30 protein-coding genes and 3 tRNA genes are annotated in these 24,504 nt (G+C 68.9%); 12 read left to right on the top strand and 21 right to left on the bottom strand.

All coding sequences use genetic code 11. From position 1 onward, the window contains the following. Nucleotides 1-320: 320 nt before the first annotated feature. The 7 genes from PQI07_RS25870 to PQI07_RS25900 all read left to right on the top strand — a co-directional run bounded on the left by PQI07_RS25870 (nucleotide 321) and on the right by PQI07_RS25900 (nucleotide 4,446). Nucleotides 321-599, top strand: coding sequence for a helix-turn-helix domain-containing protein (locus PQI07_RS25870; RefSeq protein ID WP_274927904.1), 279 nt, complete (start codon nucleotides 321-323; stop codon nucleotides 597-599). A 107-nt stretch (nucleotides 600-706) separates the two neighbouring features. Then, a complete protein-coding gene (locus tag PQI07_RS25875; protein WP_274927905.1) occupies nucleotides 707-1,360 on the top strand; it encodes a type IV toxin-antitoxin system AbiEi family antitoxin domain-containing protein in 654 nt (217 codons plus the stop codon). A 3-nt stretch (nucleotides 1,361-1,363) separates the two neighbouring features. Then, the gene (locus PQI07_RS25880; protein ID WP_274927906.1) at nucleotides 1,364-2,305 is read left to right on the top strand and encodes a nucleotidyl transferase AbiEii/AbiGii toxin family protein; all 942 of its coding nucleotides are present in this window, start codon (nucleotides 1,364-1,366) and stop codon (nucleotides 2,303-2,305) included. A gap of 222 nt (nucleotides 2,306-2,527) precedes the next feature. Continuing rightward, complete coding sequence (locus tag PQI07_RS25885; RefSeq protein WP_274927907.1) at nucleotides 2,528-3,070, top strand: hypothetical protein; 543 nt, start codon at nucleotides 2,528-2,530, stop codon at nucleotides 3,068-3,070. After that, nucleotides 3,067-3,594, top strand: coding sequence for a DUF6714 family protein (locus tag PQI07_RS25890; RefSeq protein ID WP_274927908.1), 528 nt, complete (start codon nucleotides 3,067-3,069; stop codon nucleotides 3,592-3,594). The genes PQI07_RS25885 and PQI07_RS25890 overlap by 4 nt, the downstream gene beginning before the upstream one ends. A gap of 25 nt (nucleotides 3,595-3,619) precedes the next feature. After that, on the top strand, nucleotides 3,620-3,982 hold the full coding sequence (locus PQI07_RS25895; RefSeq protein WP_274927909.1) for a hypothetical protein: 363 nt from the start codon (nucleotides 3,620-3,622) through the stop codon (nucleotides 3,980-3,982). An 11-nt stretch (nucleotides 3,983-3,993) separates the two neighbouring features. Beyond that, the gene (locus tag PQI07_RS25900) at nucleotides 3,994-4,446 is read left to right on the top strand and encodes a hypothetical protein (RefSeq protein ID WP_274927910.1); all 453 of its coding nucleotides are present in this window, start codon (nucleotides 3,994-3,996) and stop codon (nucleotides 4,444-4,446) included. A 34-nt stretch (nucleotides 4,447-4,480) separates the two neighbouring features. Here the strand turns inward: PQI07_RS25900 and PQI07_RS25905 are convergent, their stop codons facing one another. From PQI07_RS25905 to PQI07_RS25940, 8 genes are all read right to left on the bottom strand, one after another. Then, nucleotides 4,481-4,783, bottom strand: coding sequence for a hypothetical protein (locus PQI07_RS25905; RefSeq protein ID WP_274927911.1), 303 nt, complete (start codon nucleotides 4,781-4,783; stop codon nucleotides 4,481-4,483). After that, on the bottom strand, nucleotides 4,780-5,403 hold the full coding sequence (locus PQI07_RS25910) for a hypothetical protein (protein WP_274927912.1): 624 nt from the start codon (nucleotides 5,401-5,403) through the stop codon (nucleotides 4,780-4,782). Before PQI07_RS25910 ends, PQI07_RS25905 begins: the two co-directional genes overlap by 4 nt. Nucleotides 5,404-5,410: 7 nt before the next feature. Beyond that, a complete protein-coding gene (locus tag PQI07_RS25915) occupies nucleotides 5,411-6,637 on the bottom strand; it encodes a hypothetical protein (RefSeq protein WP_274927913.1) in 1,227 nt (408 codons plus the stop codon). 276 nt (nucleotides 6,638-6,913) lie between these two features. Beyond that, the gene (locus tag PQI07_RS25920) at nucleotides 6,914-7,939 is read right to left on the bottom strand and encodes a hypothetical protein (RefSeq protein WP_274927914.1); all 1,026 of its coding nucleotides are present in this window, start codon (nucleotides 7,937-7,939) and stop codon (nucleotides 6,914-6,916) included. Nucleotides 7,940-8,000: 61 nt separating this feature from the next. Next, entirely contained in the window at nucleotides 8,001-8,672 is a 672-nt protein-coding gene (locus PQI07_RS25925; protein WP_274927915.1) for a hypothetical protein, read from the bottom strand. A 52-nt stretch (nucleotides 8,673-8,724) separates the two neighbouring features. Then, nucleotides 8,725-9,240 carry a hypothetical protein gene (locus tag PQI07_RS25930; protein WP_274928907.1) on the bottom strand — a complete coding sequence of 172 codons (516 nt, stop codon included), beginning with the start codon at nucleotides 9,238-9,240 and terminating at the stop codon, nucleotides 8,725-8,727. A 29-nt stretch (nucleotides 9,241-9,269) separates the two neighbouring features. Continuing rightward, the gene (locus PQI07_RS25935) at nucleotides 9,270-10,616 is read right to left on the bottom strand and encodes a hypothetical protein (RefSeq protein WP_274927916.1); all 1,347 of its coding nucleotides are present in this window, start codon (nucleotides 10,614-10,616) and stop codon (nucleotides 9,270-9,272) included. A 73-nt stretch (nucleotides 10,617-10,689) separates the two neighbouring features. Next, on the bottom strand, nucleotides 10,690-11,283 hold the full coding sequence (locus PQI07_RS25940; RefSeq protein WP_274927917.1) for a hypothetical protein: 594 nt from the start codon (nucleotides 11,281-11,283) through the stop codon (nucleotides 10,690-10,692). Between the two features lie 82 nt (nucleotides 11,284-11,365). On the opposite strand from PQI07_RS25940, the gene PQI07_RS25945 reads away from it, so the two are divergent. Further along, nucleotides 11,366-11,818 carry a DUF4262 domain-containing protein gene (locus PQI07_RS25945; RefSeq protein ID WP_274927918.1) on the top strand — a complete coding sequence of 151 codons (453 nt, stop codon included), beginning with the start codon at nucleotides 11,366-11,368 and terminating at the stop codon, nucleotides 11,816-11,818. Between the two features lie 6 nt (nucleotides 11,819-11,824). Here the strand turns inward: PQI07_RS25945 and PQI07_RS25950 are convergent, their stop codons facing one another. Then, complete coding sequence (locus tag PQI07_RS25950) at nucleotides 11,825-13,129, bottom strand: extracellular solute-binding protein (RefSeq protein ID WP_274927919.1); 1,305 nt, start codon at nucleotides 13,127-13,129, stop codon at nucleotides 11,825-11,827. Between the two features lie 116 nt (nucleotides 13,130-13,245). On the opposite strand from PQI07_RS25950, the gene PQI07_RS25955 reads away from it, so the two are divergent. Further along, nucleotides 13,246-13,524, top strand: a complete 279-nt coding sequence (locus PQI07_RS25955; RefSeq protein ID WP_274927920.1) for a hypothetical protein — start codon at nucleotides 13,246-13,248, stop codon at nucleotides 13,522-13,524. Between the two features lie 10 nt (nucleotides 13,525-13,534). On the opposite strand, the gene PQI07_RS25960 is transcribed toward PQI07_RS25955, so the two are convergent. From PQI07_RS25960 to PQI07_RS37750, 3 genes are all read right to left on the bottom strand, one after another. After that, complete coding sequence (locus PQI07_RS25960; RefSeq protein ID WP_274927921.1) at nucleotides 13,535-14,026, bottom strand: DUF6600 domain-containing protein; 492 nt, start codon at nucleotides 14,024-14,026, stop codon at nucleotides 13,535-13,537. Between the two features lie 47 nt (nucleotides 14,027-14,073). Further along, nucleotides 14,074-14,460, bottom strand: coding sequence for a hypothetical protein (locus tag PQI07_RS25965; protein WP_274927922.1), 387 nt, complete (start codon nucleotides 14,458-14,460; stop codon nucleotides 14,074-14,076). A gap of 217 nt (nucleotides 14,461-14,677) precedes the next feature. Further along, nucleotides 14,678-15,004 (bottom strand): DUF6634 family protein, encoded by a 327-nt coding sequence (locus PQI07_RS37750; protein WP_342462672.1) that lies wholly within the window; start codon nucleotides 15,002-15,004, stop codon nucleotides 14,678-14,680. 143 nt (nucleotides 15,005-15,147) lie between these two features. On the opposite strand from PQI07_RS37750, the gene PQI07_RS25975 reads away from it, so the two are divergent. Further along, a complete protein-coding gene (locus PQI07_RS25975) occupies nucleotides 15,148-15,627 on the top strand; it encodes a hypothetical protein (protein WP_274927924.1) in 480 nt (159 codons plus the stop codon). 78 nt (nucleotides 15,628-15,705) lie between these two features. Here the strand turns inward: PQI07_RS25975 and PQI07_RS25980 are convergent, their stop codons facing one another. From PQI07_RS25980 to PQI07_RS25990, 3 genes are all read right to left on the bottom strand, one after another. Continuing rightward, nucleotides 15,706-15,996, bottom strand: coding sequence for a hypothetical protein (locus tag PQI07_RS25980; protein WP_274927925.1), 291 nt, complete (start codon nucleotides 15,994-15,996; stop codon nucleotides 15,706-15,708). A 14-nt stretch (nucleotides 15,997-16,010) separates the two neighbouring features. After that, nucleotides 16,011-17,060 carry a COG3904 family protein gene (locus PQI07_RS25985; protein WP_274927926.1) on the bottom strand — a complete coding sequence of 350 codons (1,050 nt, stop codon included), beginning with the start codon at nucleotides 17,058-17,060 and terminating at the stop codon, nucleotides 16,011-16,013. Nucleotides 17,061-17,149: 89 nt separating this feature from the next. Next, a tRNA-Ser gene (locus PQI07_RS25990) sits at nucleotides 17,150-17,239 on the bottom strand. 276 nt (nucleotides 17,240-17,515) lie between these two features. Here PQI07_RS25990 and PQI07_RS25995 point away from each other — a divergent pair. Next, entirely contained in the window at nucleotides 17,516-18,145 is a 630-nt protein-coding gene (locus tag PQI07_RS25995; RefSeq protein WP_274927927.1) for a Ros/MucR family transcriptional regulator, read from the top strand. A 42-nt stretch (nucleotides 18,146-18,187) separates the two neighbouring features. Here the strand turns inward: PQI07_RS25995 and PQI07_RS26000 are convergent, their stop codons facing one another. From PQI07_RS26000 to PQI07_RS26020, 5 genes are all read right to left on the bottom strand, one after another. Further along, nucleotides 18,188-19,087, bottom strand: coding sequence for a GGDEF domain-containing response regulator (locus tag PQI07_RS26000; protein WP_274927928.1), 900 nt, complete (start codon nucleotides 19,085-19,087; stop codon nucleotides 18,188-18,190). Nucleotides 19,088-19,099: 12 nt separating this feature from the next. Next, nucleotides 19,100-20,155, bottom strand: coding sequence for an HD-GYP domain-containing protein (locus tag PQI07_RS26005; protein WP_274927929.1), 1,056 nt, complete (start codon nucleotides 20,153-20,155; stop codon nucleotides 19,100-19,102). A gap of 396 nt (nucleotides 20,156-20,551) precedes the next feature. Further along, a tRNA-Gln gene (locus PQI07_RS26010) sits at nucleotides 20,552-20,617 on the bottom strand. A 25-nt stretch (nucleotides 20,618-20,642) separates the two neighbouring features. After that, nucleotides 20,643-20,734: transfer RNA gene (locus PQI07_RS26015), tRNA-Ser, on the bottom strand. Nucleotides 20,735-20,810: 76 nt separating this feature from the next. Beyond that, nucleotides 20,811-21,260: a hypothetical protein gene (locus PQI07_RS26020; protein WP_274927930.1), complete on the bottom strand. Its 450-nt coding sequence runs from the start codon at nucleotides 21,258-21,260 to the stop codon at nucleotides 20,811-20,813. A gap of 152 nt (nucleotides 21,261-21,412) precedes the next feature. Here PQI07_RS26020 and PQI07_RS26025 point away from each other — a divergent pair, with 152 nt between their 5' ends. Then, on the top strand, nucleotides 21,413-23,869 hold the full coding sequence (locus PQI07_RS26025) for a preprotein translocase subunit SecA (RefSeq protein ID WP_274927931.1): 2,457 nt from the start codon (nucleotides 21,413-21,415) through the stop codon (nucleotides 23,867-23,869). Between the two features lie 44 nt (nucleotides 23,870-23,913). Here the strand turns inward: PQI07_RS26025 and PQI07_RS26030 are convergent, their stop codons facing one another. After that, nucleotides 23,914-24,477: an HNH endonuclease gene (locus tag PQI07_RS26030; RefSeq protein WP_274927932.1), complete on the bottom strand. Its 564-nt coding sequence runs from the start codon at nucleotides 24,475-24,477 to the stop codon at nucleotides 23,914-23,916. Between the last annotated feature and the right edge of the window lie 27 nt (nucleotides 24,478-24,504).

Raw genomic sequence — 24,504 nt, forward strand, 5'->3', positions numbered from 1 at the left:
GCCTCGCGCGCGTCCCGTCCGGCAGAACGACTTCGGAAGAGGTCGTAGCGGGCGGGCAGGTGCGCCCGGTCCCCGAAGGATCGGGACGGGCATCGCTCGACCGTCCGGGATCGGATGACGACCGTTCCTGCGCGGTCGCGGCCGTGATGATCGTGGCGGCGGCCATGCCGATAAGCGCATTCTTCCACATCTGCGGAAGATGGGGCCGTCCGGTGGAAATTCGATGAAGACGCTCGGCCGCATTCTCGCAATTGTCGTTTTCGGCTCCTTCCGCGAAGATGGCCGATGAACGAGCGCACGCTCAACCGGTATGGCCGCCGATGTCAGCTCTCATCCTGAAGCTTCCGGTACCGGGCCGAGCCTTGGCCGAGCGGACGAAGCTCGACGTGAGGGCGGTCAGGCGATCGCTCGGCCTCTCGAGGCGTGGCCTCGCGATGGCCTTCGGCGTGCGCGTGGCCGACCTCGCGCGGTGGGAGCGGGACGACGGTCAGCCCTCGGGCCTCGCCCGCACGCTCTTCGTGATCGCAGCGAAGGAGCCGGACGCATTCCGCGGCACGTTGACGGCGATGGGGTTGTGTCGTGGCGATAGCAAATCCTAGATTTTGCTATCACCTCCACACGACAGGCGACCACGCAGGTCGGCTTCGGTGTGAAAACGATAGCAAATGCGCTAGACTGCTATCGGTTTCACACATGGGAGGTGCCGATGGCTGAAGGCGTGCTCGACAGGATCGCGGCCGTCGTCGCTGACGGGCATCTGCATACGGCGGCCGACTTCACGGCGGCCGGAATCCACTCGACGCAGCTTTCGCGGGCGGTCCGGGCCGAAGCGCTCGTGCAGTACGCCCGCGGCATCTACTTCAGGGGCTGGGAGGACGCGGTCGAGAACATCGATCTCGCTGCGGTGTCCCTGGCCCACCCGGGCGGCGTCGTCTGCCTCGGCAGCGCGGCCCACCTGCACAACGTCTCGAACGAGGATCCGTCCTCGGTCTGGTACGCCGTCGATCGTGCCCGCGTCGGCCGACAGGTCACGGTCGGGCCGTCCGTCCCGGTCACGACAGTGTTCTGGCCGGAAGCGGCGCTGACGCCCGGCGTCGAGGTGCGAACCGTCATGGGCGTCGAGATCCGGGCGACCGACGTCGCGCGGACGGTGATCGACCTCCTCCGGTACCGCGGCAAGCTGGGCGACGAGCCGGGCACCAAGGCGCTGACGGACTACCTGCGGGACGCCCACGGGCCGATCAACCGCCTCTGGGATCTCGCCGACGAACTGGGCTGCCGACGGACGGTCGAGCCCTTCCTCAGGTTCGCGGAGGAAGTCCGCGAAGCCATCCCGCGTCCGACCGCACCAGGAGCCTGATCCATGTCGCCGCTTTCCGCCAGCCGCCGCTCGCTCCTGCAGAACCAAGCCAACAAGCTCGGGATCTCCAACGAGCTCGTCATGCGCCGATACGTGTTCGAGCGCTTCCTGGACCGCCTCGCCGCGTCCGGACACAGGGACGATCTCGTGCTGAAGGGCGCGATGGCGCTGATAGCGGCGACCGGCACATTTAACCGGCCCACCAAGGACATGGACATGCTCGGCGTGAAGCCCCTGTCGACCCAGGAGGCTCTCGACCTGATCCGACACATCGCGTCGATCGTGCCGGCGGCGGACGACGCCGTCGAGTTCGTTCCTTCGAGTTTCCAGGCTTCGGTCATCAACGAGGCGTCCGACGAACCCGGGACCCGCATCATGGGCGAGGCCCGCATCGGCAACGCGCGGATACCGCTGAAGATCGAGATCAGCCACGGGCAGGCCATGACGCCAGGCGCCGTGATGATGGACTACCCGACCGTTCTCGGCGGCATGTCCGCACCCAGGATCCTCGTCTACAGCAAGGAGACGATGCTCGCCGAGAAGTTCGAGGCCATCGTCAGCCTCGGCACGCACATCTCCCGCTTCAAGGACTTCTACGACGTGCGCCAGCTCTCGCGCAGGCTCGGCTTCGAAGGTGCCGTCGCGGCCGAGGCGTTCCGCAACACCTTCGGCAACCGCGGCACGGCGATCCCGACCGCCGAGCCGGCCGCGTTCGACCCCGCCTTCGTGGCGTCCGACGGGCAGCGGGGCTGGAGCTCGTTCCTTCGCAAGCAGCAGATCAAGGACGCGTCGCCGTTCGGAGAGGTGATCGAGGAGATCCGGCCCTTCGTCATGGAGATCGCCGCCATGGCGCGCGGGGACGCACCGGAGCGCGCGTGGGCGCCCGGGCACGGATGGTCCTCGCCGCAAGATGTCGCCGCGCACGCGCCGTCGCCGCGCCCTTGAGGCGTCCGACGGGGTCGGAAGGAACGATGCGATCCGTCGCATCGCGCATCCATCGACGTCATGCAGAGTTCGGCGGTCAGATGCCCGACGGTCATCTCGAGAGCCGCCGATCGTTGACGGAAGAAGGTAGACGCGCCACCGATCGTTAAAATTATCCGCAACCGTTCAAGGGTATTGTCGGAGGTCCCCGGTACCGTACCGCATCTGATCTGAAAGACATCGATGCGGGCCATCCACATAGCTGCCGTGTTCGCTCTGGCATCGGCTTCAAGTCTTCCGGCATCGAAGGCCGCGGCGGAGTCCGCCGCTGCGGCTGCCATGGTCGGTGCCGGTGCGATGCTCGGGGCCACCACCTGTCTCAAGCACAAGCTCCTGTGCGGAGCGGTGCTGGCCACGGGAGCGGCGATCGGCACGGGGATGCTCCTGAACAAGGATGCCACCCCGGCGCGCGACCTGAACAAGGCCCGCAAGGAGGAAGCGGAAGGCGACATCAACCCGCCCGGCTTCTGCCACGAGGACTTCTACGACAAGCTCAACAGTGTCGTCGACGACGCATGCAAGCACGGTACGGTCAGCAAATGCACGCAGCTGGACAGCAAGCTCCAGCTTGGGGTCAAGGCACTCGTCTACCGGCGCTGCGCCGCTGCCCGCAGAAAGCGCGAGGACGCATGCTTCAAAGGTGGTAACGAAGGTCACCTGCTGGCCATCAAGCAGATGTGGGACGGCTACAATACATGCATGAGAATGTCGGGATTGATGCAGTGAGCGAGGCCGTCATCCTGCAGATTGAGAACTCGTTCCCCGACGAGAGATCCGGCACAATTTCGTTCGGGGATTTTGCCGGTGCGTTCTATCCGCAGAAACTTCCGGATGCGGTCGCGTCGCTGGACTCGTGGCGGGATGTCAGTCTGGAGACGCTGGAACTGTCTAACGAAAGGGACATCGGTGGGCTTTTCGCTCTGATGGGTCCCGACCTCTGGCGACGCTATCTCCCGGCCTGGATGACCATGGTCTTGAGACATGGGACCGAAGCCGGTGACGTCATGTCATCGTTGTTCGTCACGCTCGATCCGGAAGCAAGTGCGGGCATGTACCCAGACGACAGGTTCTCGCCACGGACGCGGGATCTTACCCCAGCGCAGACGGAGGCCATCCGCGACTTCGCGGCCGTGGTCGCGCGCCGTCCGGAGTTCGCCGAGGCTGCGGGGTACGACGTCGGAGAACGTCTGCTCGGATACTGGCAGGGGCGGGCTCGCGCGTACCCGTCCCCCGCGAAGGTCGGCGCCTGAAGCTTTCGGCAGCGGATCGCGTCCCGTGCCCGCACCTACCAGATCCAACTTCCACGGCTGCAGCGCCCGCCGCGGCTCCGTCCTCCTCCCGACACAGATCCAGGGTTGCCCAATGCTGGCTCGCCTCGTCATGATTTCCGGTGCCGCGTTGCTGGCGCTGTCCTCCGCTGCTTCCGCCCGCGACTGCTCGGGCACGTACATCCGCCGGTCGTGCATGATGGGGGCCGCCGACGGCATCTGCGGCTACCCCAGGGAGAAGGGGACCAGGGAGGACTTCATGGGCTGGGAGATGCAGGACGGCGAGCGCGGATACGTCGTCTACCGGATGGGCGCCTACCCGGCGAAGGACATCAGGCTCGATCCGGGCTGCAGGCTCGGCAAGTATTGAGGAGGCATCCCATGCGAGTGCGCGCCGCCCTGCTTCTGTGCGCGTCGGCCGGGACAGCCATCGCCGCTCCCCACGAGATCCCGGCCCGCGACGCGGGCACGTACGCTCTGGCCGGCCGCTGCTCCGCTCCTGCGGCCCCCAGGCTGGTCCTGGCGGGCGACCGCGTCGACGTCCTGCAGGGCGCGCGCCGCAGGACCCTCTACGTCGAGAGCTTCTGCGCCCTGAACTGCGACATCGCTCCCCCAACCGATCCGCGGAAGGAGTACTCGGCGAGTCTGGTGGACCGTCCGGCGGCCCGCGGATCCGTCAAGAACCCGTTCGACGACACGGCGCTGACCATCAACGCCGAAGGCAGCCCGGGCGTCGTCTCGCTGGCGAACAACGCGCCAGGGACCTACCAGGACCGGTCACGTTCGGCCCTCCGGCATCTCTACGGCCAGCCCTTCACCCGCTGCTCAGGCTGATCGCAGCCGCCGATCGCGACAGGCGGCCGGTGGCCTATGGCCGAGGGGCCGGAGCGGCCGGCTCGTAGGACACCCAACCGTCTCTCCTGGCCAGCTTCTTCAGGTCGGGCTTGAGAACGGCCTCGACGGCCATCGGGAGGGCATGGGCCATGCCCTCGATCTCCTCGGCGATCGCGCCGACCGGCATCAGATCGCGCGGGTTGTCCTGCAGGTAGGCGTCCATGGCCCGGAGCGCCGCCTCCTCCGCCGTTTCGCCCACGGCCAGGAACGCCCGTCCGTCGTGCCAACGGCTGCCGCCGGCGGCCTCGATCATGACCTCTACGCGGAAGAGCTTCATCTGGGGTCCCGGCCGATCCGCCAAAGCCGTCCATCGGCGCTCGGCGCGAGGTCGTCAGCATGCCACGCTTCCGATCCGGAATGAAGGAACGGATCCGAGCGCCGGCGGCCATGATGAACGAAGACCTGGCAGGCCTGACCCGGCCTCGTCCGGTCCGACCTCCCAGGCGAAGGATCAGGGCCGAGGAGCGGACCCGGTTCTGGCGCGGTCACCAATGCCTCGACGATCCTGTCGGCCGTCTCGGCCGCGTGTTCCGCGAGCTCCGGACCGATTGCGCAGAAGCGCCGGTGCGCGTGCCGTCCGCGGGTCAGCGCGTGGATGCGTTCCGGGCCCACCGGCCCTTCGAGGACCGCCTCCTCCTCGTCCGGGTCGATCTGGAGATCGTCCAGGATCTCGGGAAGTCCGCGGATGCCTCCGACGTCGAGATAAAGTCCCTCGTCGCCCGGCACGACCGCCACGGCGTGGGCGATTTCGGTCCTGCGGCCCTTGGCGGCCCAGACGACCGCCAGATCCCATCCGGTCCGCTCGGCGACCGCGAGGGCGAGCGCATGGCAGCCTCCGCCGAGATAGCTGTCCCTGAGCTCGTCGACGTCGTCGCTCTCGAAGGCGGCTTCCGGCACGGGGGCCTCAGCCGAACAGCGGGGTCGGCGACAGGCGCAGCTCGATCTCGGAGACCGCCTGCAGGCCTTCCAGGTCGAGGCCGGCTGCCGGGGCCGCGGGCAGCGGCATCCCGGCTTCGGCGAGCGCCTGCTCGGACGAGGTCAGGGCCTCGATGCGCGCGCGCAGGACCTCGCGTCCCATGAGGATCGGGGAATCCGCGTCGCCGGTCTCGAAGACCGCCACCGGCTGCGGCTCGCCACCTTCGAAGGTGCACACGCCAGTGGTCGCTCCCGCCAGCCGCACCCTCCCGTGGGACAGCACGGGAACGTCGGTATGGAGGTGTTCGGCAGCCCGCGAGCATGGGATCGGTGCGCCGTGGGCGAGAACGTCCGCCGCCCAGCGGTCGCGCCACTGGATGTAGGTGTGCCCCAGAACTTCGGCCGGGTGGGCGAGCTGCAGGGTGACATCGTCCGACCAGCCGCGCCACGACCGCTCGTCCTCCGGTCGGCCGAACGGATTGCGGACCTCGTAGGCATGGCCGGGCAGGTCGATCGTCCGCTCGAATGCCAGGACCTGCGGGCCGTCCTCGTCGAACGTCCTGTTCTCGGCCGCGACGACGAACGCGAGGATGTCGCGCACGTCTCCCGAACCGAGCTGCACGCGACCCGGGATGCCCGGACCGCCCGACGTCTCGACCACGTGGAAGGGTGCACCCTCGTCGTCGGCGACGACGAAGAGGTCGAACACGAGCGGCCGCAGACGCGCCGCTACGGTGGCGCCGGGCCGGTGCTGGGAGGGATAGCTGACGAGCCGGTAGCGGTCCCCGTCCGGGACGAAGCCCGCGGCCCGGAGGTATGCGTCCGGCGGCGCCTGGAGCGGCTTGCCGATGCAGGCGGCGAACCATGCGTCTCGGAACGCCTCGTAGTGACGCCCCCAGCGCAGGGCGGGGTCGCGCAGACGTTCGACGCCGTCGGCACCGACGCCGGCGACCCAGGATCCGTCGCCCGAGTGGAAGGGCATCGAGACGAGGCCGCCCGGGATCGGCATGGCGCGGGACGGATCCCGCGCGACGATGTGCGGGGCCTCCAGCCAGTTGCGGTAGTCGACGGCCAGGGCGGCGACGTCGCGGACGTCGAAGGTCTCGAAGACCAGGTCCCGGTTCTTCATCGACACGACGGCGCGGTAGGCGGGTTCGGCCCCGGTCCTATGCAGGACGTCGACGCGCAGATCCGTGCGGCGGACTTCCGGGGACATCCCGTGGGGCCTGAAGACGTACTGGACGGCGCTTTCGCCTCTACGTCCGGTCAGTCTGAATCCGAGAAGGTGAAGGATATCGTTCGGTGTCATCGGAGCGTCCCTCGACGCTCGAAAGCTGTCGAAGGGGCACGAAAATCGCAATCGAAGCCCGGTCCGTCCTCTTCGACATGCCCGGGAGGACGAGGCCGGGGCTGCGCCGCCTCGGGTGACGGGCGGGGGCCCGGCACCTTCGATCCGGCGTCGATCGCTGCGATGCCGCGTACAGGCGAGGCTTCAGGCGCGGGGGGCGGTTCCGTGGTCGGGCTGCGCGCGCGCCGCCAGAACGCCCGAGGTGCGTTCGTCCCGCCACGCGATGTATTCGAAGCCCCACACGGTCCAGGGATCCGCCACCACGATCCGGCCGTCGCCCTGCTCGACGACGTTCCAATCGCCGTAGCTGGCTTCGCCGAACGGGTTGTGGATGGCCATGCCCGACCACTCGTGCGCGAAGCTCGTCCGTTCCGGGGTCTGATACCCGTGGTTCGCGATCACCGCGTTGTTGCAGGCGTCGACGAAGGCGAGCACGTCCCGAACGTCGCCGGCCCGGTAGACGATGTCCAGGATGCCCTCGGCCCCGCTGGACGAGCGCACCTCGAACCGCCTGGTGCCGTCGGTGGGCACGCCGCCCAGATCCGCATCGACGACGGTGAACGTCAAAGCCTCGTCCCGGACCGCCGCATCCTCGTGGTCGAAGCTCCGCATCGGCTGCGAGACCAGCTTCAGCCCGCCCTCGGCCTCCGCGAACCCGGCGGCCGCCAGATACTCGGTCGCACGCGCCTCCGCCGGCCGCCCCATGAACCGGGCGGCCAACTCGTCCCTGAACCGATGATAGGCGAGCCCCCACCGGCCGGCCGGATGGTCGAGATGTCGCCTGCGATCCGCTCCCAGTTCGGAGTTCCAAGAGCCGTCGTCCTTGGCGAACGGGTTCGTCACCGGGCCGGCGGGTCCGGACATCCGCGCCGCCGAAGGGCAGTCGCCCCCTTCGCAGAGCGTGTTCTGCAGGGCGACGGCCAGGACGGCCAGATCGGCAGGATCGAACGTCCCGTAGACGAACGGCCCGCCGGGCACGCCGTGCACCATGGCTTCGAGGAAGTCCCGTCCATCGCGAGGCTCGATCACGAGGTCGATCGAAGCGCCTTCCCGGCCCCATGCCGGCTCGAACGTCATCCGTCGCCAGGGCGCTTCCCCGGCGGTCCCCATCCCGCCGCGAGCCGGATCGTGGACGAAGCCGCAGCGTTCGAGGAGGTGGTTCGGAGACATGCCGGGCATCCTGGGTTGTCGCGGCAGTGTCGCCGCAGCCGCCGCAACGGGCAAGCGCGCTTCAGGCGTGCCGGATCTCGACCGATCCGGAGGCGATCTGATCCAGGGTGAACGGGAACACCGTTCCGTGCTCGGGAAGGTCCGGCGGCCGGTCTCCGACGACGACGGCATCGGGATCCACGTCGAACCGGCCCTCGCGCGTCTCCATGAGATCCAGGCCCGAGTGCAGCGCCTTCTCGAAGCGGAGCATCGCGGGAGGGAAGGCGAGGAGCAGGTCGGCATCCTCGTGCCCGCTCGGGACCGCCTCGACGAACCGCGTCGTCCCGCTTTCGTCCTCCAGCAGCGCCGCCACCCAGCCGTCGGGAGCCTCCATCAGCAGGGCACGGACGGTCCGGTGCTCGGTCTCCTCCACGATGCCGAGCCTCAGATCCCTACGCAGCCGCCCCACCTCACCCCTCGAGGCCGACATCCGGGCCCAGGCTTGGCGCAGGAGAAGGACGGCCGTCAGGCCGAGGACCAAGTGGAGCGAGGCCGCGAACAAGACGGCGGGCGGAAGAGCCTGCTCTCCGGACCACGATGCGACCGCCGGCGGGGACGGCCAGGACCTGTAGCCGTAGACGCATGCAATCCCGGCGAGGGCCGTCGCTCCCAGGACATCGCGCAGGGCGGCGAGGCGCGGTCGGCGGGTGACGCGCAGGCGGCGGGCCACCATCGCGCGTTCCCGGGACGTCATCGCCCGGATCTGCCGGATCGACACCCTCGGTCCGATGTCGTGCGGCCGCGCTTCAGACGCGCTCCTTGAACGAGGACCACAGCTTGTAGAGGAGCAGCGTCAGGAGCAGGTTCAGGATCACCGGCGTGGCCGCGTCCCCGAGAGATGGCCACGCGGCACCGTGGTAGACGGCGTACAGGAGATTGAGCCCGACACCGTAGCAGAAGCCCAGCGCGGACGACGGGAAGGCGGCCGCCGCGGCGAGGATCATCGGGATCCAGTAGGACAGCTCGGCGGCCACGGCGCCGTTGCTCTTGACCTCGTCGGCATGGCCCGCGAGCCAGCAGGCCATGAACAGGAAGCAGAGCAGGATGCCGAGGACCATTCCCGTCGAGACCGAAGAGACGACCAGGAGCAGGATGTTGGCCGTCTGAAGCGAACCGGATGCCGAGAATGCCTGCAGCAGAAGGAACGCCGCGAAGCCGCACGTGAAGCTCGTCAGGCAGAAGATGACGAGGAACCGGATCGCGAAGCTGCGGACCTGGAACACGGTCCGCGCGGTCCCCGCGTCGCCCTCGCTCAAAAGCACCCTCGAGGCGCGCTCGAACACCCGTTGCGTCACTGTGCGATCTTTCCTTTGAGATCAGCGAGCATTGATCGGATCCGCAGGCCTGTCGAGGGTGTCGTTCCTTCCTGGACGGGGACCGGGGCCTCGGCGCGGCGCGGTCGGATCTCGCGACGCCCCTTCGGCCTCAGGCACCATGCGGCGGCGCTTTCGATCCAGTCGACCCGGAGGGCGTCGACCCGGCGGAAGCTGGCCAGGCCGGACGCCACGGCCGCCGGCTCCGCGAGGTAGTACCGGTCCTCGATGCGTTCGACCCAGATCTCCGGCGCCCCCAGATCGACGCCGTCGAGCACGTAGGCGAGCCTCTCGGCCACCTTCTCCGGATCGGCCCTCTCGCCCAGGACTGCGCCGACCCGAACGCCGAGATCGCCGACGGCGGCACGCCCGCCCGGCAGCGAGTGACTGCGGAGGATCCAGCCGGCGTTCGCGACCGCCCGCGCGGAGGCGCCCGCCTGGGACAGTCGCCTGTCCGATGCCTTGTCCATCAGCCCTTCGAAACGCGCCGAGATGTCGTCGCCGATGGAGCGCACCTCGGTCATCACCATCGTGACGGCCGCCGCTCCGCCTTCGGTCCGTGTGATCTGGCCGACCTTGCGCGCGAAGATCTCGAGGCGCCGTTTCGCCTCCAGGAGCGCATCGAGGGTCAGGTGATACCACCGGTGGAGCCATTCCCGGATCCTGAGGACGAGTTCGACGAGCGTGTCGCCGCCCGGGGATCCACCGGTCCCGACGTGGAGGCCCGCGTCCCGACGTGCGGATGCCGCCCGGACCGACGAACGGTTCCCGCGTTCGGAAACTCCGTCGTCCGCTCCATCGTCCGCGCGCACCCGCAAGGCGATCGTCAGGATCAGGAGCGCGGCGATCGCCATGAGCGAGAGGATGATCTGAAGGATCGAGATCCTGGCGACGCCCTCCGCACGGACGCCGCCGATCGACTTGTTGAGGGATCCCCAGAAGCCCGCGTCGTCGAGGATGGTCGGAGCCGTCGGATCGACGGCCGTTCCTATCGGCGAGCTCGCCGTCGCCTCGGTGGGCCGCGCCGTCTCGGGCACGTCCGCGGCCGTGCGGCCGAACATGCCCATGCCTGCGGACTCGGGACCGCCGACCATGACGGCGCCGATGAGTAGAAGCGCGATCAGCTTCGAGAGCCGCCGATCCGGGTCGGAGGACGGCATCGCGATCCGCCACAGGGTCGTGGCGACGACCAGGAAGCCCGAAAGCTGCAGCGCGGCGCCGACCGTGTGGAGGATCATCGAGGCGCTTTCGCCCGCACTGGCGCCGGCGGCCGCCAGTGCCGGAACCGGCGCGAGAGCGACGAGCAGGGCGATCAGGAAGGGCATCGGCTACTCCGGCGGTATGCACCGCTCCTTCGGACATAGACCGCAATCGGCCGCCGCGGAAGGAGCGGGGCGCTCAGATGCGTGGAGAGGCCGCCTCCAGCACCGGAGGGTCCAGCTGCAGACCCGGGTGCCACGCCGGCATCGCCTCGTGCCCCCGGGCGCGGGAGACCTCGCGGAGGGATGCGGCGAGGCGGTCCGTCGAGTCGTGCCCGGGCGGCACGAGCCTGTCGAGCGCGAGAGCGACCGGCGAACCGTTGGCCGCCTCGTTCATCAGCACGGCCAGGTCGTCCTGGCGTTCCTCCGGCACGATCCGCATCAGCCAGATCGCCGAGGTGTTGAGCAGGCAGTTCGCCACGTCGCGCCGCAACTCCTCTCCTTCCGCCGTGCGCAGCCAGATGTCCTTCGACTCGTTGTGCTCCAGAGGTTCGCCCAGGCGTCTCGCGAGTTCCGGCACGACGTCCCAGAGGAGGTGCTTGGTGTAGCCGTCGGTATCGAGCACGGGAGAGGCGAGTTCCGGCACGGAACCGCGGAGCCTGCGGGCGAGCTGCGCGAGCTCGCGCCCGAGCCAGCGATCCGGCAGCGCGTGCATCCGTGCGAGCGTCGCGGCCTTGCGCTCGAGCCGCGCCTGCTGCTCCGGAGAAAGGAGCCTCGAAAAATCAAGCTTCATCTGCTATGTATCCGAAGGAACGGCGGCCAACTGCGCAGCTTGTACCTGCACGACGCAAACCGCCAGACCCCGGGAGGTTTCCATGGCCGAGCATCGCTCCCAAAGAACGGACTACGTAGCCGTCCGCTCCTTCCTTTCGGGGGAGGGGCCCTGGTCCCACACCGTAGGCATGACCGACCGCGGCCTGCCCGAGCTGCTGGTGTCCGGCGTCGACCCCGATCTCGGACGCACGATCCTTCTGAACGCCGCCCGGGACGTGTTCGACCGGTCGGGCGTGACCGACGGAGAGCTTTCGGACCGGGTCGCCGACCGCAGCGTCATGTTCCGGTCCCTTCCCGTCGAGCGCGCCGGCCGGTTCGCCCTGGAGGCGGCGAACCGCGATCCGGCGCAGTTCCAGGCGCTGCAGGTGGTCTGGCCCGACGTGGAGGGTCTGTTCCCGTGGGTGCCCGGCTGCGATCCGGAGGTGGCCCGCTCCCAGTCCATGTTCGTCGAGCTCGAGCCCCCGCAGGGCGCCTACGCGCCGCGCATGCCCTGAGGCCGTCTAGCGTTCGCCGTCCCGCCTCTCCCGCAGGAGGATGTCGGCGCGCTGCACGGCGTCGACCACGGCCGGCCTGGGCTGCTTCGTTCCCAGGAACGCGTTGTCGAAGGCCGCCTCGAAGTAGCCCTCGATGTCGGCCTTGCCCGGCAGGCGCGGGCTCTTCGAGGCGGCCGTCGGCATCTGGCCGGCCAGTTCCGATGCGGCCACGGCGAGGCCGGGCTCCGCCGTCGTCGTCCCGTCGGTCTGCACCCGTCTCCAGCCTTCGAACGTCGACGGGATCGAACGGAGCTCGCGCGCCAGCCACGCCTGGGCGTCGGGAGAGGCCACGAACGCCGCGAACTTCGCCGCGCCCTTCATCTCCGCGGGAGGACGCCCGCGCAGCGCCCAAAGCGCGAACCCGCCGGGAAGCGACGGCTTGGGCGGGTTGGTCACGTCGTCGAGGTACGGGAGCGGCAGAACGGCGAGGTCGAAGGCGGCCCGCGACCGGATATGACCGAGCAGCCCGGAGGTGCCCAGCAGCATCGGACAGGCCCGGCCGACGAATGCGCCGACCGGCTCGACGCCCGACGTCCTCGGCCGGAGCGCACCGCCCCGGGCCATGTCGACGAGGCGGGTGAGGTGCCGCGCGAGGAAGTCGACGTCGGCGGAGATCCGCGGGTCCGTCCCGCGCCCGTTGTCGAAGGACGCGAACGGGCGGTCGTGCATGGCCAGCAGGTTCTCGACCGCGATCCAGGGCGGGGCCTGCATCGCCGCCGCGCACGAACCGCCGCCTGCGGCCGATATCCGGGCCGCCACGCCCTCGAAGCCGGCCCAGGTCTTCAGATCCTTGGCGGGATCGAAGCCGGCGTCCCGCACGGCCTTGGCATCGACGTAGAGGACCGGGGTGGTGAGGAGGAACGGCAGCGCCAGAAGGGCGCCTGCGGCGTCCGAGAAGCTCGCCCGAACGGCGGGCAGGAAGGCTTCCGGATCGTAGGGCTCCGCCATGTCGGTCAGCAGCTGCGATACCGGATAGGCGAGGCCGCCGGCCGCGACCATGTCGCCGGCGGCCGCCTCGGACACGATGACGAGCGGAGGGCCCTCCGGGCGCGCCCGACGCTGCTCGTCCGCGACGCGCGCGAGCAGCGTCGAGGTCTGGGTCAGTGCGACCGGCTTCACCGCGTAGTCGGGATTGGCGTTGTTGAAGGCCGCCGCCATGGTCTCGAGCGCCGTCTTCTGCGGACCGGACAGGGCATGCCAGATCCGCACGGGCGTCTGCGCCGTGGCCGGAGCGGCGGTCAGGAGCGCGGCCAGAAGGAACAGGATGCGCAAAGCTGAATTCCCCGGTGCCACTCCGAGGTAGCCGAAGGAATGAAAGGTGTCGAGGCGGCGGCCGTTGCGATTTTCGGGGCCCGCTGCAAGCCTGCGAAGGAACGCAGGAGGCATCCGTGAAAGACACCGCGACCGCAGCCAGATACGCCCGCACCCCGGTCACCACGTTCGTTCCGGAGGGCGTCCGCCCCGAGCAGTCGAAGATCCTGCGCACGGCCGCGCTGCTGGCGCTCGCCACCGGCATCGGCTTCACCGTGGTGTCGGGGCACGGTCCGGACCTGTCCTCGGCGTTCGGCCGCTCGAACGTCGCGCAGATCGACGGCTCCCAGGCCCTCGACGTCATCAGGATCCAGGCCTACGGCGGCGAATCCTGGTCGGGCCCCAGCTACCGCTGAAGCAGGTGCCTCAGTAGCCCCCGCGGTTCCGTGGGGGCAGGGGCGGCAACGCCATGGGCGCCGCGACGAGCGGCAGATCGCGCACCGTCCTCTCGTATCGGGCCTCGCGGGCGCGGGCCACGTGAGGAGGTAGGGCGGGGCCGGCGGACCCGACGATCGGCACGATGCCGCCCCCGAGGCCCTCTCCCGTCGGCTGAGGCGGCAGTCCGGGCTTCCAGACCCACTTCTCGCCCCGGTCCTTCAGCCAGCGCCCGTCCCGCGACGTGATGCTCCAGAAGGGATCGGCCGAGACCCAGAACCACTCGCCCGAATCCGCCTGGCGGTAGGTGCCGTTGTTGGTCGGGCTCCAGCCGAGGCCGACCTTCGGGACCCAGACCTCGCCGTAGCGCTTGGAATCGACCCACTTCCCGAACCGGTCGAGATCGCCTTCCGCGCGGGCGCTCACGGCTCCGCCCGTGACGAGAAGGACCGCCGCGACGGCAAAGACCGATCCGAACCGCATCTTCCAACCTCCGAACAGCCCGAACAACGCGCGCCAAGCGTCGCCGTTCAATCGCCCGGAGACCGACGTGCGGCCAGACGCGCGAGCGCCGGTGCGATCCCGGCGGGAACGACGACCACCCGGGTTTCCCAGCCGTCCTCCCGTAGGGCGATGCGCACGCCGTTCCATCCGCCCGCCCCGAGCATGGCCCCGAGCACGCCGGCCATCCGGATGTCGGCCTCGGTCTGTTCGGGCTCGTTCCCGTCGAAGGCGGCGTCGAGGCAGCTGCCGACCGCATCGATCGCCGAGCCGACGAAGCCTACCGCCGTGGAGGGCACGAGGATCTCGATCCGCAGCGACGGAACGAACCCGATCGAATGCACGCCGAGCTCCGCCGACGGGTCGCCGCCGCCTGCTCCGTCGTTCCGGAACAGCGACTTCAGGGCCTCCGCCATGACGCGGATCCCATCGAAGGAACCCGGGCGGCCATCTTCGATCGCCGGCGCGCCTTCGAGGATGAGCGTTGCGAAGGATCCGGGTTGCGACATCGACCTCACCGGACGTCTCGGCGAACCATGCCCGCAGCATCACCCGAAGGCTTGGTCCGCCGCAAGCCCACGGGTCCATTGCCCATCGTGGCCGCGACCCGCGAACCTCGACCCGTCCTGCGCTCTAGTGGATCGTCTCACCCTCCGGGCGACCCAGAAGGTAGTAGCGCGATATCGTCCTGGCCCAGCGGCCGCCCTCCTCGTCGAGCACGGCGACGTGGGACGTGTGGATGCGCGTGCCGTCGACGATCGCGGGGTGACCGAACACGCGGCCCGTGAGAACGCAGCCGCCGACGTCGGGATGTCGGCACAGGGACCAGTCCTGCAGGAAAGGCGCCGCGTCGAGATCTGCGGGGCTCGGGCCGGCGACGCATTCGCCCGCGACCTCCGCGCACGCGGCTTCGATGGCCGCTTCGGAGGCGGTTCTGACGGGTTCCGGCGCTCGTTTCAGGTGTCGTCTCCGGGCTTCGGCCTGCGAGGAAGATAGGGAAGGGGACGCCGGACGTCATCCCGCAGCGAGGCGCCCATGAAGCCCGCGTTGCCTTTTGCGGACCGAAGCGCTCTGGTGCGGGCATCGTCACCCGAGCCATCGTCATGCCGAGCGCACGCATCCTGTTCGTCGTCCCCGCGGACGCATCGGCGATCGCCGACATCCTCGCCGATCTGAACTGCGAGGTCGACGGTCGCGAGAATCCCGAGTTCGACGATCTCGTCGCCCACCTGTCGGAGGCGGCCGGAAGGACCGTCGAGATCGATTTCGACGAGCCGGACGATCCGTTGTCGCCCATCTGGGATCTCGCGCGGGCGCTGGACGACGCGGGAATGCGCTACTGGGCCGTGTCCGACGCGTTCGTCGAGCGGAGCCGCAGTGTCCGGACCACCGGCCGGGTGCTGCTCAATCGGGATGGCGGCGCCTCCCGGATCGATCTGAACATACCCTGGGAGCACGGCGAACCGTCGCTGGACGCGGCGACGCTCGAGGCGGCCGGAATGGGACGGCCGGAGGCGGAGGCGGTGGCCGAGAGCTTCCGCACGACCGCTCCGACCGGCGCATCGACGCCCCCGCGCGGCTGAGGCCCTTCCGCCCGCCCGGCGGGACGACCGGATCGATGGCGGGGTTCCACCTCGGTCGGGCAACCGATCGGTTCGGCTTCAGCGCTCGCTGCAGCTCGACGCGCCGGCGGCGCGGGGAGGAAAGGACTCGGCCAGACCGGGTATCGAAGCCCGCCAGCATTCGGCCTGTGCCGGGGCTCCCTTCCGGTTCCACGCATCCCGGTCGCCCTTGTGGTGGATGGCGATGCCGGCCCGGTGCAGGACGGCCAACGCTACCACGACGTCGCCGCCGAACTCCTCCGCCATCTCGTAGGCCCGCCTGCAGTCCATCAGGCTGGATCCCGTGAGATCCCGGAGGCGTCGGACCTCGTCGGCGTCCGGTGCGGCCATGGATGTCCTCACCCTCAGGAGGCGCAGTTGCGACGGAGCAGGCGGACGTGCCGCTCGAGGCCGTCGATCGGGAAGCTTTCGAAGAACACGCCCATGTTCGCGTGCGGCTCGTTGGGGCCCTCCTCCAGGCCGCCCTGCGGTTTGCGGTAGCCCTGCATCGTGTCGAGATCGACCTTCGCGAGGGGAACGCGCAGGGCGAAGCCGTCCGGGGTCTTCGCGAACTTCGTGGCCTGCCGCGGCACGACCCGGTCGAAGAACGAGAAGCTCTCCATCGACCCGTAGGACTGGGCGACGTCGGCGACGTACTTCGGGGTCAGGCCCTTGCGCGTCACCAGGAGTTCCGCACCGCCGCGGCTGCAGGTCAGGCTCAGCTGGCTCCTGCCGCTCTGGGACCGGGTGAACAGCACGATCCCGTCCTTGAAGGACTCGATCTTCCAGCCGCCGTAGGCGTCCGGATCAAAGATCACCTTCCAGTCCTTCAGCTGCTGCTCCGAAGGCTTGAAGATCTCGTCCGGGCGCATCCCGTTCGCCGCCACGACGACCTGCGGATCGGCACCCATCTCGACGACGTAGGCCAGGATCACGCCCGTGAGTGCCTGCTGCGAGGAGAGGTCCATCGCCGAGAAGGCCTTCTGCGCGGGCGCGTCGAAGAACGCGTCCGAGTAGAACTGATGCACGCCGTAGGTGCCGGGCTGCGCCATGCGGTGCACGCCGCCTAGAAAGGCGTAGGCGCACGACGAGTAGCAGCCGCCCCTGTCCTGCTTCTGGAAGTTCGGCATGTCGGGTTCCGGAACGGTCTTCCCGACCTCGGTCTTCAGCCCGAGCCTGCGGATCGTCTGGCCCAGGCGTATGCCGCCCAGGAGGCTGCCCCCGTTCGAATTCATGACGACCGTGAGGGGGACGCCGACGTAGTCGTTCTTCTTGATCCACGTCTCGAGCAGGGTGCCGGCGTCGGCCGGGATCCTGCCGTCGACCACGAGCCATTCGCAGCCGGTGCAGTTGCCGCCGTTGGATGCGATGTCGATGACGAAGCCGTCCCGCTCCATCCGGGTGGAGGGACCCATGGCCATCGCGTTCTGGAAGGAAAGAACGAGAGCGAATGCCGAAGCGAGCGTCCTGATCACGGTTCCTGCCGTCGCTGGAAAGTAGGGGATGGCGGACAGACCGAGATTCGAACTCGGGAAACCGTTTCCGGTTTACACACTTTCCAGGCGTGCGCCTTCAACCGCTCGGCCACCTGTCCCAACCCGGGTGAAGGAATGGCGTGCGGGACCGGACACGTCAATCGTGCGGCGTCGGCGATGGTGAACGAGCCGTGCATCGGGCCGGGGCGGAGACGGCTGCCCTTCCGCCAAGGCTGCGCAAGTTTCCTCCCAGGAACGAACATCTCGCGGTACGGACCAGATTTTCGGCTTCAGCGGTAGATAAGAGTGTAATCCGCCACCAATTCCGCTCTAAAGCCCTTGACTAGCGAAAGAAAACCTTACGTCCGTCGAGAGCGCTTTCCGAAGAGGTTCTCATGGACGACAACACATCCCTCGCCGCGCAGGATCGCGGCGACATGATCGGCTACGCAGCCGACATCGTTTCGGCGTACGTATCAAACAACTCCGTGCCCACGTCGGAACTGCCGGCCCTACTGTCCGGAATCTACGCCGCCATCGACGGCCTTAGAGGCGGTTCAGCTTCCGCCGAACCGGAGGTCGGGAAGCCGACGGCCGCGCAGATCAGGAAGTCGATCAAGCCCGACGCGCTGATCAGCTTCATCGACGGCAAGCCCTACAAGACGCTGAAGCGGCACCTGAGCGGCAACGGCCTCACGATCGCGGAGTACCGGGAGCGCTACGGCCTCCCGCGGGACTATCCCTCCGTGGCGGCCAGCTACTCCGAGCAGCGTTCGGCGATGGCCAAGAATCTCGGCCTGGGACAGAACCGCAAGGTGTCGGCTCCCGCGGCTCCGGTCGAGCCCGCCGCGGCGCCGGCCGAGAAGCCCGTCGAGAAGCCGGCCAAGGCGCGCGGCCGCGCGAAGGCCGCCGAGGCACCGGCGACGAAGGCACCGACCCAAAAGGCGCCGGCCCCGAAGGCATCGGAGCCTGCCGAAAAGCCGGCGAAGGGCCGCCGGACGAAGACGTCGGCCGCCGTGGCGTAGCGGAAGACGCCTGGGATCCCGCCGGCCGTTCCCGGTGGGATCTCAGGCTACGAATTCCGTCCGCAAGGCGGTGGTCGTGGCCGCGACACGGTTCCGGCCAGCCTTCTTGGCCGCGTACAGGGCGAGATCCGCTCGCTTGAGCAGGGTGTCGATGTCGTCGCCCTCCGACCATTCGCTCAGGCCGACGCTCACCGTGAAGCGGAGATCTTCCATTTGGCCCGGCACGGCGGTTTCGGCGCAACGGCTCCGGATGCGATGGGCGAGCACGGCCGCGCCGCCCAGGTTCTGACCGGGCAGCAGCAGCGCGAACTCCTCCCCGCCCAATCGGCCGGCCAGGGCTGCGCTCTCCCGCAGAACCCCGGACACGCAACGGATGACGAGATCCCCGACGTCGTGGCCGAACCGGTCGTTGATCGATTTGAAGTGGTCGATGTCGATCTGCAGCACGGCCAGAGGATTGTCCGCGGACGCGGCATCGATCGCCGTCCGCGCGCCGCGCATCAGGGCTCCCCGGTTCAGGAGCTGGGTCAGATGGTCCGTATCGGCCTGCCGGATCAGGGCCGTCTGAAGCTTGAGCACCCGCTCCGCGCTCCGCAGCCGGCCGTACAGCTCCTGCGCGCTGGGCGGCTTCGCGAGGAAGTCGTCCGCACCGCTGTCGAGCACCTCGTCGAGGGGCCGCGTGTCCCGCGAGGCCGACATCACCAGGATCGTGAGCGGCCGCCGTTCGTCGGCCTGCGCCCGGAGCGACCAGCACAGTTCGAGGCCGTTGAGGGGGTGGACCTCGAGGCTCGTCAGAAGACAGTCCACGGTCGGATCGGCGGAGACGTGTGCGAGAGCCGCGGCCGAATCCTCGAACGCCACGACGCTATGGCCGCCGGCCACGAGCATCTCGGACACGGACCTACGGACGACGCGGCTGGGATCGACGAGTGCGACATGCATGACGGTCTACCCTCACGCTGCCTGGGGGAGGTCGGTCGACAGGGAGGCGACCACGGGACGGAAGGCGTCCACGAGAACCTGATCCAGACGCCCGGTCATGTCCTTCAGGATCCCGAAGGCCTTTTCGCCCGGCATAGGCGCCTTGTAGGGGCGCCGCTCGATCAGGGCCGCGTAGATGTCGCAGATGGTCACGACCCGGACGAGATCCGGTATCTGATGCTCCCTGATCCTGTCCGGATACCCCGAGCCGTCGAGCATCTCATGGTGGGACCGCACGACCCCCAGCATCTCCTGCTCGAAGCCCTGGTCGGCCAGGATCCTGTACCCCTGCTCGGGATGAAGGCGGACGAGCGCCATCTCGTCGTCGTCCAGCTTGCCCGGCTTGTTGAGGATCGACGCGGGGATGTGGATCTTGCCGACGTCGTGCAGGAGCGCGGCCCGGGTGAGGCGCTGGCGCTCGGAGGATCCCAGGCCCAGGTTCGAGGCGAAGGCCGCCGCCAAGCCCGCGACCAGAAGACAATGCTGGTGGGTCGCATCGTCGAACTGGCGCACGGCCGCGATCCAGTCGCGGATGCCGGTCTCCTGGATCGCCTGACCTACGAACTCGGTGCCGTTGTCGATCACAGTGGGCGTGATGGGACGCTCCGGCGTGAACACCGACTGGTAGAACTCCCGTGCCGTCTCCGCCTTGCGCACGGCCTTCAGGCTGGGGCCGCGGGACGGCATGCCGGACCGGACGAGAGCCGCGTGGATCAACCTCGGGTCGAAGGGCGCACTCAACGTGAGCGTCGCTCCGAGCGCGACGGCCTGGAGCCGGGCCCGGGCGCTCTCATGGCGGAGAAGCACGACGAGCGGCGCGTTGCGGCGGACCTGCGCAAGGAGGCTGCGCATGCGTTCGACCATCCGCGGACTGAGATCCCCGACGTCCGCGATCACCGCATCTGCCCTGCCGGTCGGGACGAGGCTCGAGGACAGGTCGTGGATCGAGAACGACACGTCCGGACCGAGCGATCGTCCGAACAGGACGCTCCCGGTCGGATCGTCGGTGATCAGTAGAACCTCGCCCATCCCGCGAACCTGCAACCCCGACTGCACCTCGGAACATTCCGGCGAGTTCGTCTCGGTCTAGCCGAGTATCCGCGGCCGGTTCGTTCCTTCGCTGCAGGCTAGTCGACCGGACTTTAACGGAGTGTGAAATCGAGGTGGGGCATTCGCGACAACGCGTTCCTTCCGTCGAGCCGAAGACGGTCGAGACGTTCCAAGCTGCTCCGATACCGGCGCGGCGGCATCCGTGCGAGGTGCCGGATCCCCGTGCGGAAGATCTGCGAGGCTTGGGATCGCGTCTCCGGGTGCGGATGCTCGGCGTACCCGGGGGGCGAAGGGATCGAGCCGGCTGCAGGAGTGGGTCGGTGACCCTTGGGTTCGCAGCCCGCCCTAGGCAGAACCGGCGTATGCGATTGTATTTGGCTGAGGGACCTGGATTCGAACCAAGACTAAGGCAGTCAGAGTGCCCCGTTCTACTATCCCTCAACGTGTCGTCGTGTGCTGCGTTTCTTGGCGGAGAGGGAGGGATTCGAACCCCCGGTACTCTGTAAAAAGCACTTTGCATTTCGAGTGCAACGCGATCAACCGCTCTGCCACCTCTCCAAGCCGCGTCCGCAGCGGTTTCGAGCTAACCCGCGAAGGAATGGACGTCAAGCGACGACGCTCCCGCCCAGGTTCCTCATGGCCTCGGGGATGCCGGCACCTCCCCCGCATCCGCTTGGTCGGCGGCGACCACTTCCGGCATCGCCCTGAAGGCGCGTCTCCTGTCGCCTCGGTTCTCCTGGGCCGCGTCGTAGGCATCCGCCAGCGGGAGCATGCGCCAATCCAGATCGATCCGCATCGTCGGGTAGTAGCCGTTCTCGGCCTGCAGCAGGGCCTCGAAGTTGGTCGAGGGCGACACTTGGTCGACGATCCAGTCCAGGATGTCGGCGCGATGCTTCCTGGCGTAGCCCACCCACCCCTGCGCGACCGTCCGACCGTCCGCCGCGATGCTGCCGTCGGCGGCGGCGACATGCCCCCGCTCCCGCGCGAACGCCTTGGCGAGCTCGTGAAAGCGATGCTGCCGCGGCATCGCGAGCAGGTCGGCCACGGCCTCGCCGTTGTTTCTGATGATCTCTGGTGCGTCCATGACGATCCGTCCATGCCTTCGAGGGATGATCGTCCGGGGATCCGAAAGGTTCAACGCGCTCCGCATCTCAAGCTTGATCCCGTGGCGGTTTCGTTCCTTACTTGCCGCTCGCTGTTCCTTCTCGGCAACGCCACCTCCTCCGGAGTCGTCACATGCTTCGCCGCCTCGCCGGCATCTTCCGGTTCGAATCCGGTCAAAGCCTGCCCTACGCCGAGGGCGTGGCGCGGGTCGCCCATCTCGGCGGTGAAATGGTCGGGACGCTTGCCGTATCGGCCGCGATGCACGCGGTCCGCACCCGCATCGAGGCCGGAGCGAAGCCTGCGGACGAGGCGGATCTCGTCTTCGCGGCATGCCGGGAGGCGGCCCGGATCGCGCTGGGGCTGCGCGCGTACGACGTCCAGATCGCGGCCGCCTACGCCCTGGCGCACGGCAACGTGGTCGAGATGGCCACGGGCGAAGGCAAGACGCTGTCAGCATGCTTCGCCGCCGTCCTGGCCTCGCTCGACGGCATGCCGGTCCACGTCCTCACGGCGAACGACTATCTCGCCAAGCGCGACGCCGAGTGGATGGCTCCGGTGTTCGATCTGCTCGGCGTGTCCGTCGGATGCTCCGCCGGCCTGGGCGCGGACGAGGACGCGCTCCGCCGGGAGATGTACGGGCGCGACGTCACCTATGCCACGGTCCCCGCGGTCGGGTTCGACCACCTTCGCGACAACATGCGCCTTCGCCCCGAGGATCAGGTCCTGCGAGGCTTCGGCTTCGCGATCATCGACGAGGCGGACTCGATCCTGGTCGACGATGCGCGCGTACCCCTCGTCCTGTCGGGCCCGTCCGACGTCCCGCTCGATCTCTACGCCAAGGTCGACGCGGCCGTGGCGCAGCTCGGCGACGCGGACGTCGTCGTGGACCACCTGACACGCACGGCCGTCCTGACGGACGCCGGCGACGAGCGCCTGGAGGAGATCCTCCGCGGGCAGGGACTCGTCCAGGGGGAAGGGCTCTACGACGCCGCCAACGTGCGGGTCGTCCACCATGCTCTCATGTCCCTGAAGGCCCACCGCCTCCTCGAGGTCGACCGCGACTACGTGGTCGCTGGGCAGGACATCGTCGTGGTCGACGAGACGACCGGACGCTTCGTCGCCGGCAGACGCTGGTCCGACGGCCTGCACCAGGCCGTCGAGGCCAAGGAGGGCGTCACCATCCACCCGGAGAGCCAGAGCTACGCCGGGATCAGCTTCCAGAACCTCGTTCTGCTGTACCGCGGTCGGGCCGGCATGACCGGGACGGCCTCCGCGGAGGCCGGCGAGTTCGGGCGCACGTATGGCATGCCGGTCTCGGTCGTGCCGCCGAACAGGCCCTGCATTCGGATCGACGAGCCCGACGAGATCTACCGGAGGCGCAAGGGCAAGCTCTCGGCCGTCGTGGCGGAGATCAAAGCCGCCAAGGAGCGCGGCCAGCCGATCCTGGTGGGGACGACGAGCATCGCGAAATCGGAGGAGATCGCCGCTCTTCTGGTGTCCGAGGGGTTCGTCCAGATCGATCTCGAGGACGAGGCCGCCTTCGAGCCGCTGCGTCGGGATCCCTCGCTCCGTCTCGTCGCCGTCCTGAACGCCCGTCACCACGAGCACGAGGCCCGCATCCTGGCCGATGCCGGCCTCCCGGGTGCCGTGACCATCGCCACCAACATGGCGGGCCGCGGCGTCGACATCCGCCTGGGCGGCCGGGACGAGGATCCCGCGCGGGCTGCCGCCGCGGCCGAGGCCGGCGGCCTCTACGTGCTGGGGACGGAGCGGCACGAATCCCGTCGCGTCGACGACCAGCTCCGGGGGCGCTCCGGGCGGCAGGGCAACCCCGGCCGGAGCCGCTTCATGCTCTCCCTGGAGGACGATCTGCTGCGCCAGTTCGGCTCTCCGAAGCTCGACCGCCTGCTCGCGCGCGCCGGCATCTCGGAAGACGACGCGATCTCGCACCGCTTCGTCGCGAAACTGATCGCCAAGGCCCAGCTGAAGGTGGACTCCCGGAACGGGGAGCAGCGCCGGGAGGTGAAGAAGTACGACGACGTGCTCGACGCCCAGCGCGGGGCCTTCTACGCGCTCCGCAGGCGCGCGATCGGCGGCGAGGCCTCCGAGATAGCCCGCGACATGGTGGGCATGGCCGTAGACGCCATCGTCGCCCGGCACGCCCCGCCCGACCTGCTGCCGGACGACCGTGACGTCGAGGCGATGGCGGCCGATCTCCGCCGGAACATGGGCGTCGCCCTGGACGGCGCGATGCTGCGCGAGACACCCGCGGTCGTGGCCGACGCCATCCTCGCGGCGTTCGCGGACAAGCGGGGCGTCAAGATCGGGCGCGCCGGCGAGGATGCCTACGCCGAGGCCGAACGCTACGTCGTCGTCAGCTCGCTCGATCTCGCATGGCGCAATCACGTGGCCGCCCTCGAGCATCTTCGGAACGTGGTGTCGCTCCGGGCCTACGGCGGCCGCGATCCGCTCGTCGAGTTCCGGGCCGAAGCCGTGGACATGTACGAGGCGCTCGTGGAGGCTGCGGCCACCTCGGTGGCGACCGGTCTCGCCTACGCCTCGATCCGGCCGAGAGCCGAGGCGGCCTGAGGCCGGATCGGTCAGGGGACGCCTCCGCCGAGCGGAGGCGTCCGTTAGGTTTGGAGAGGCAATCTCCAATAGACGAAATCCCGCCACGAGATCGGGATCGGATCGAGCACTCCGAGCTCCATGCCCTTGGCGTAGAGGTCGGCCTGGGTCGGCTCGTATGCCGGCTGGAGCAGCGGCATCCCGGCCTCCCGCGGGGTCCGGTTGGCCTTCCGGAAGTTGCACGGCATGCACGCGGCGGCGAGGTTCGTCCAGGAGCTCTCGCCGCCCCGCGACCGCGGGACGACGTGATCGAACGTCAGCTCCGAGGTCGGCTTCCGCTCGAGGCAGTAGGAGCACCGGTGGCCGTCGCGCGTGAAGATGCCGAACCGGGTGACGGAAACCCGACGGACCGGCGCGACATACTTCTTCAGCAGCACCACCGAAGGCAGCGCGATCTCCCGACCGCCCGCGGTCCGCACGGAACGCTCGTACCGCGCGAGGACGTCGACGCGCCCGAAGAAGACGGCCGTCATCGCGTCCTTCCACCCCCAGGTGGAAAGCGGATGCGAGCTCAACGGCCGGGCGTCGGCGTTGAGGACGAGAGCGGGGTAGCCTGTCAGATCGGTCATGGGTCTCTCTCGGCATGCCGGCCGGGG

It is taken from the genome of Methylobacterium sp. 092160098-2, assembly GCF_028920805.1.
GTDB lineage: Bacteria > Pseudomonadota > Alphaproteobacteria > Rhizobiales > Beijerinckiaceae > Methylobacterium > Methylobacterium fujisawaense.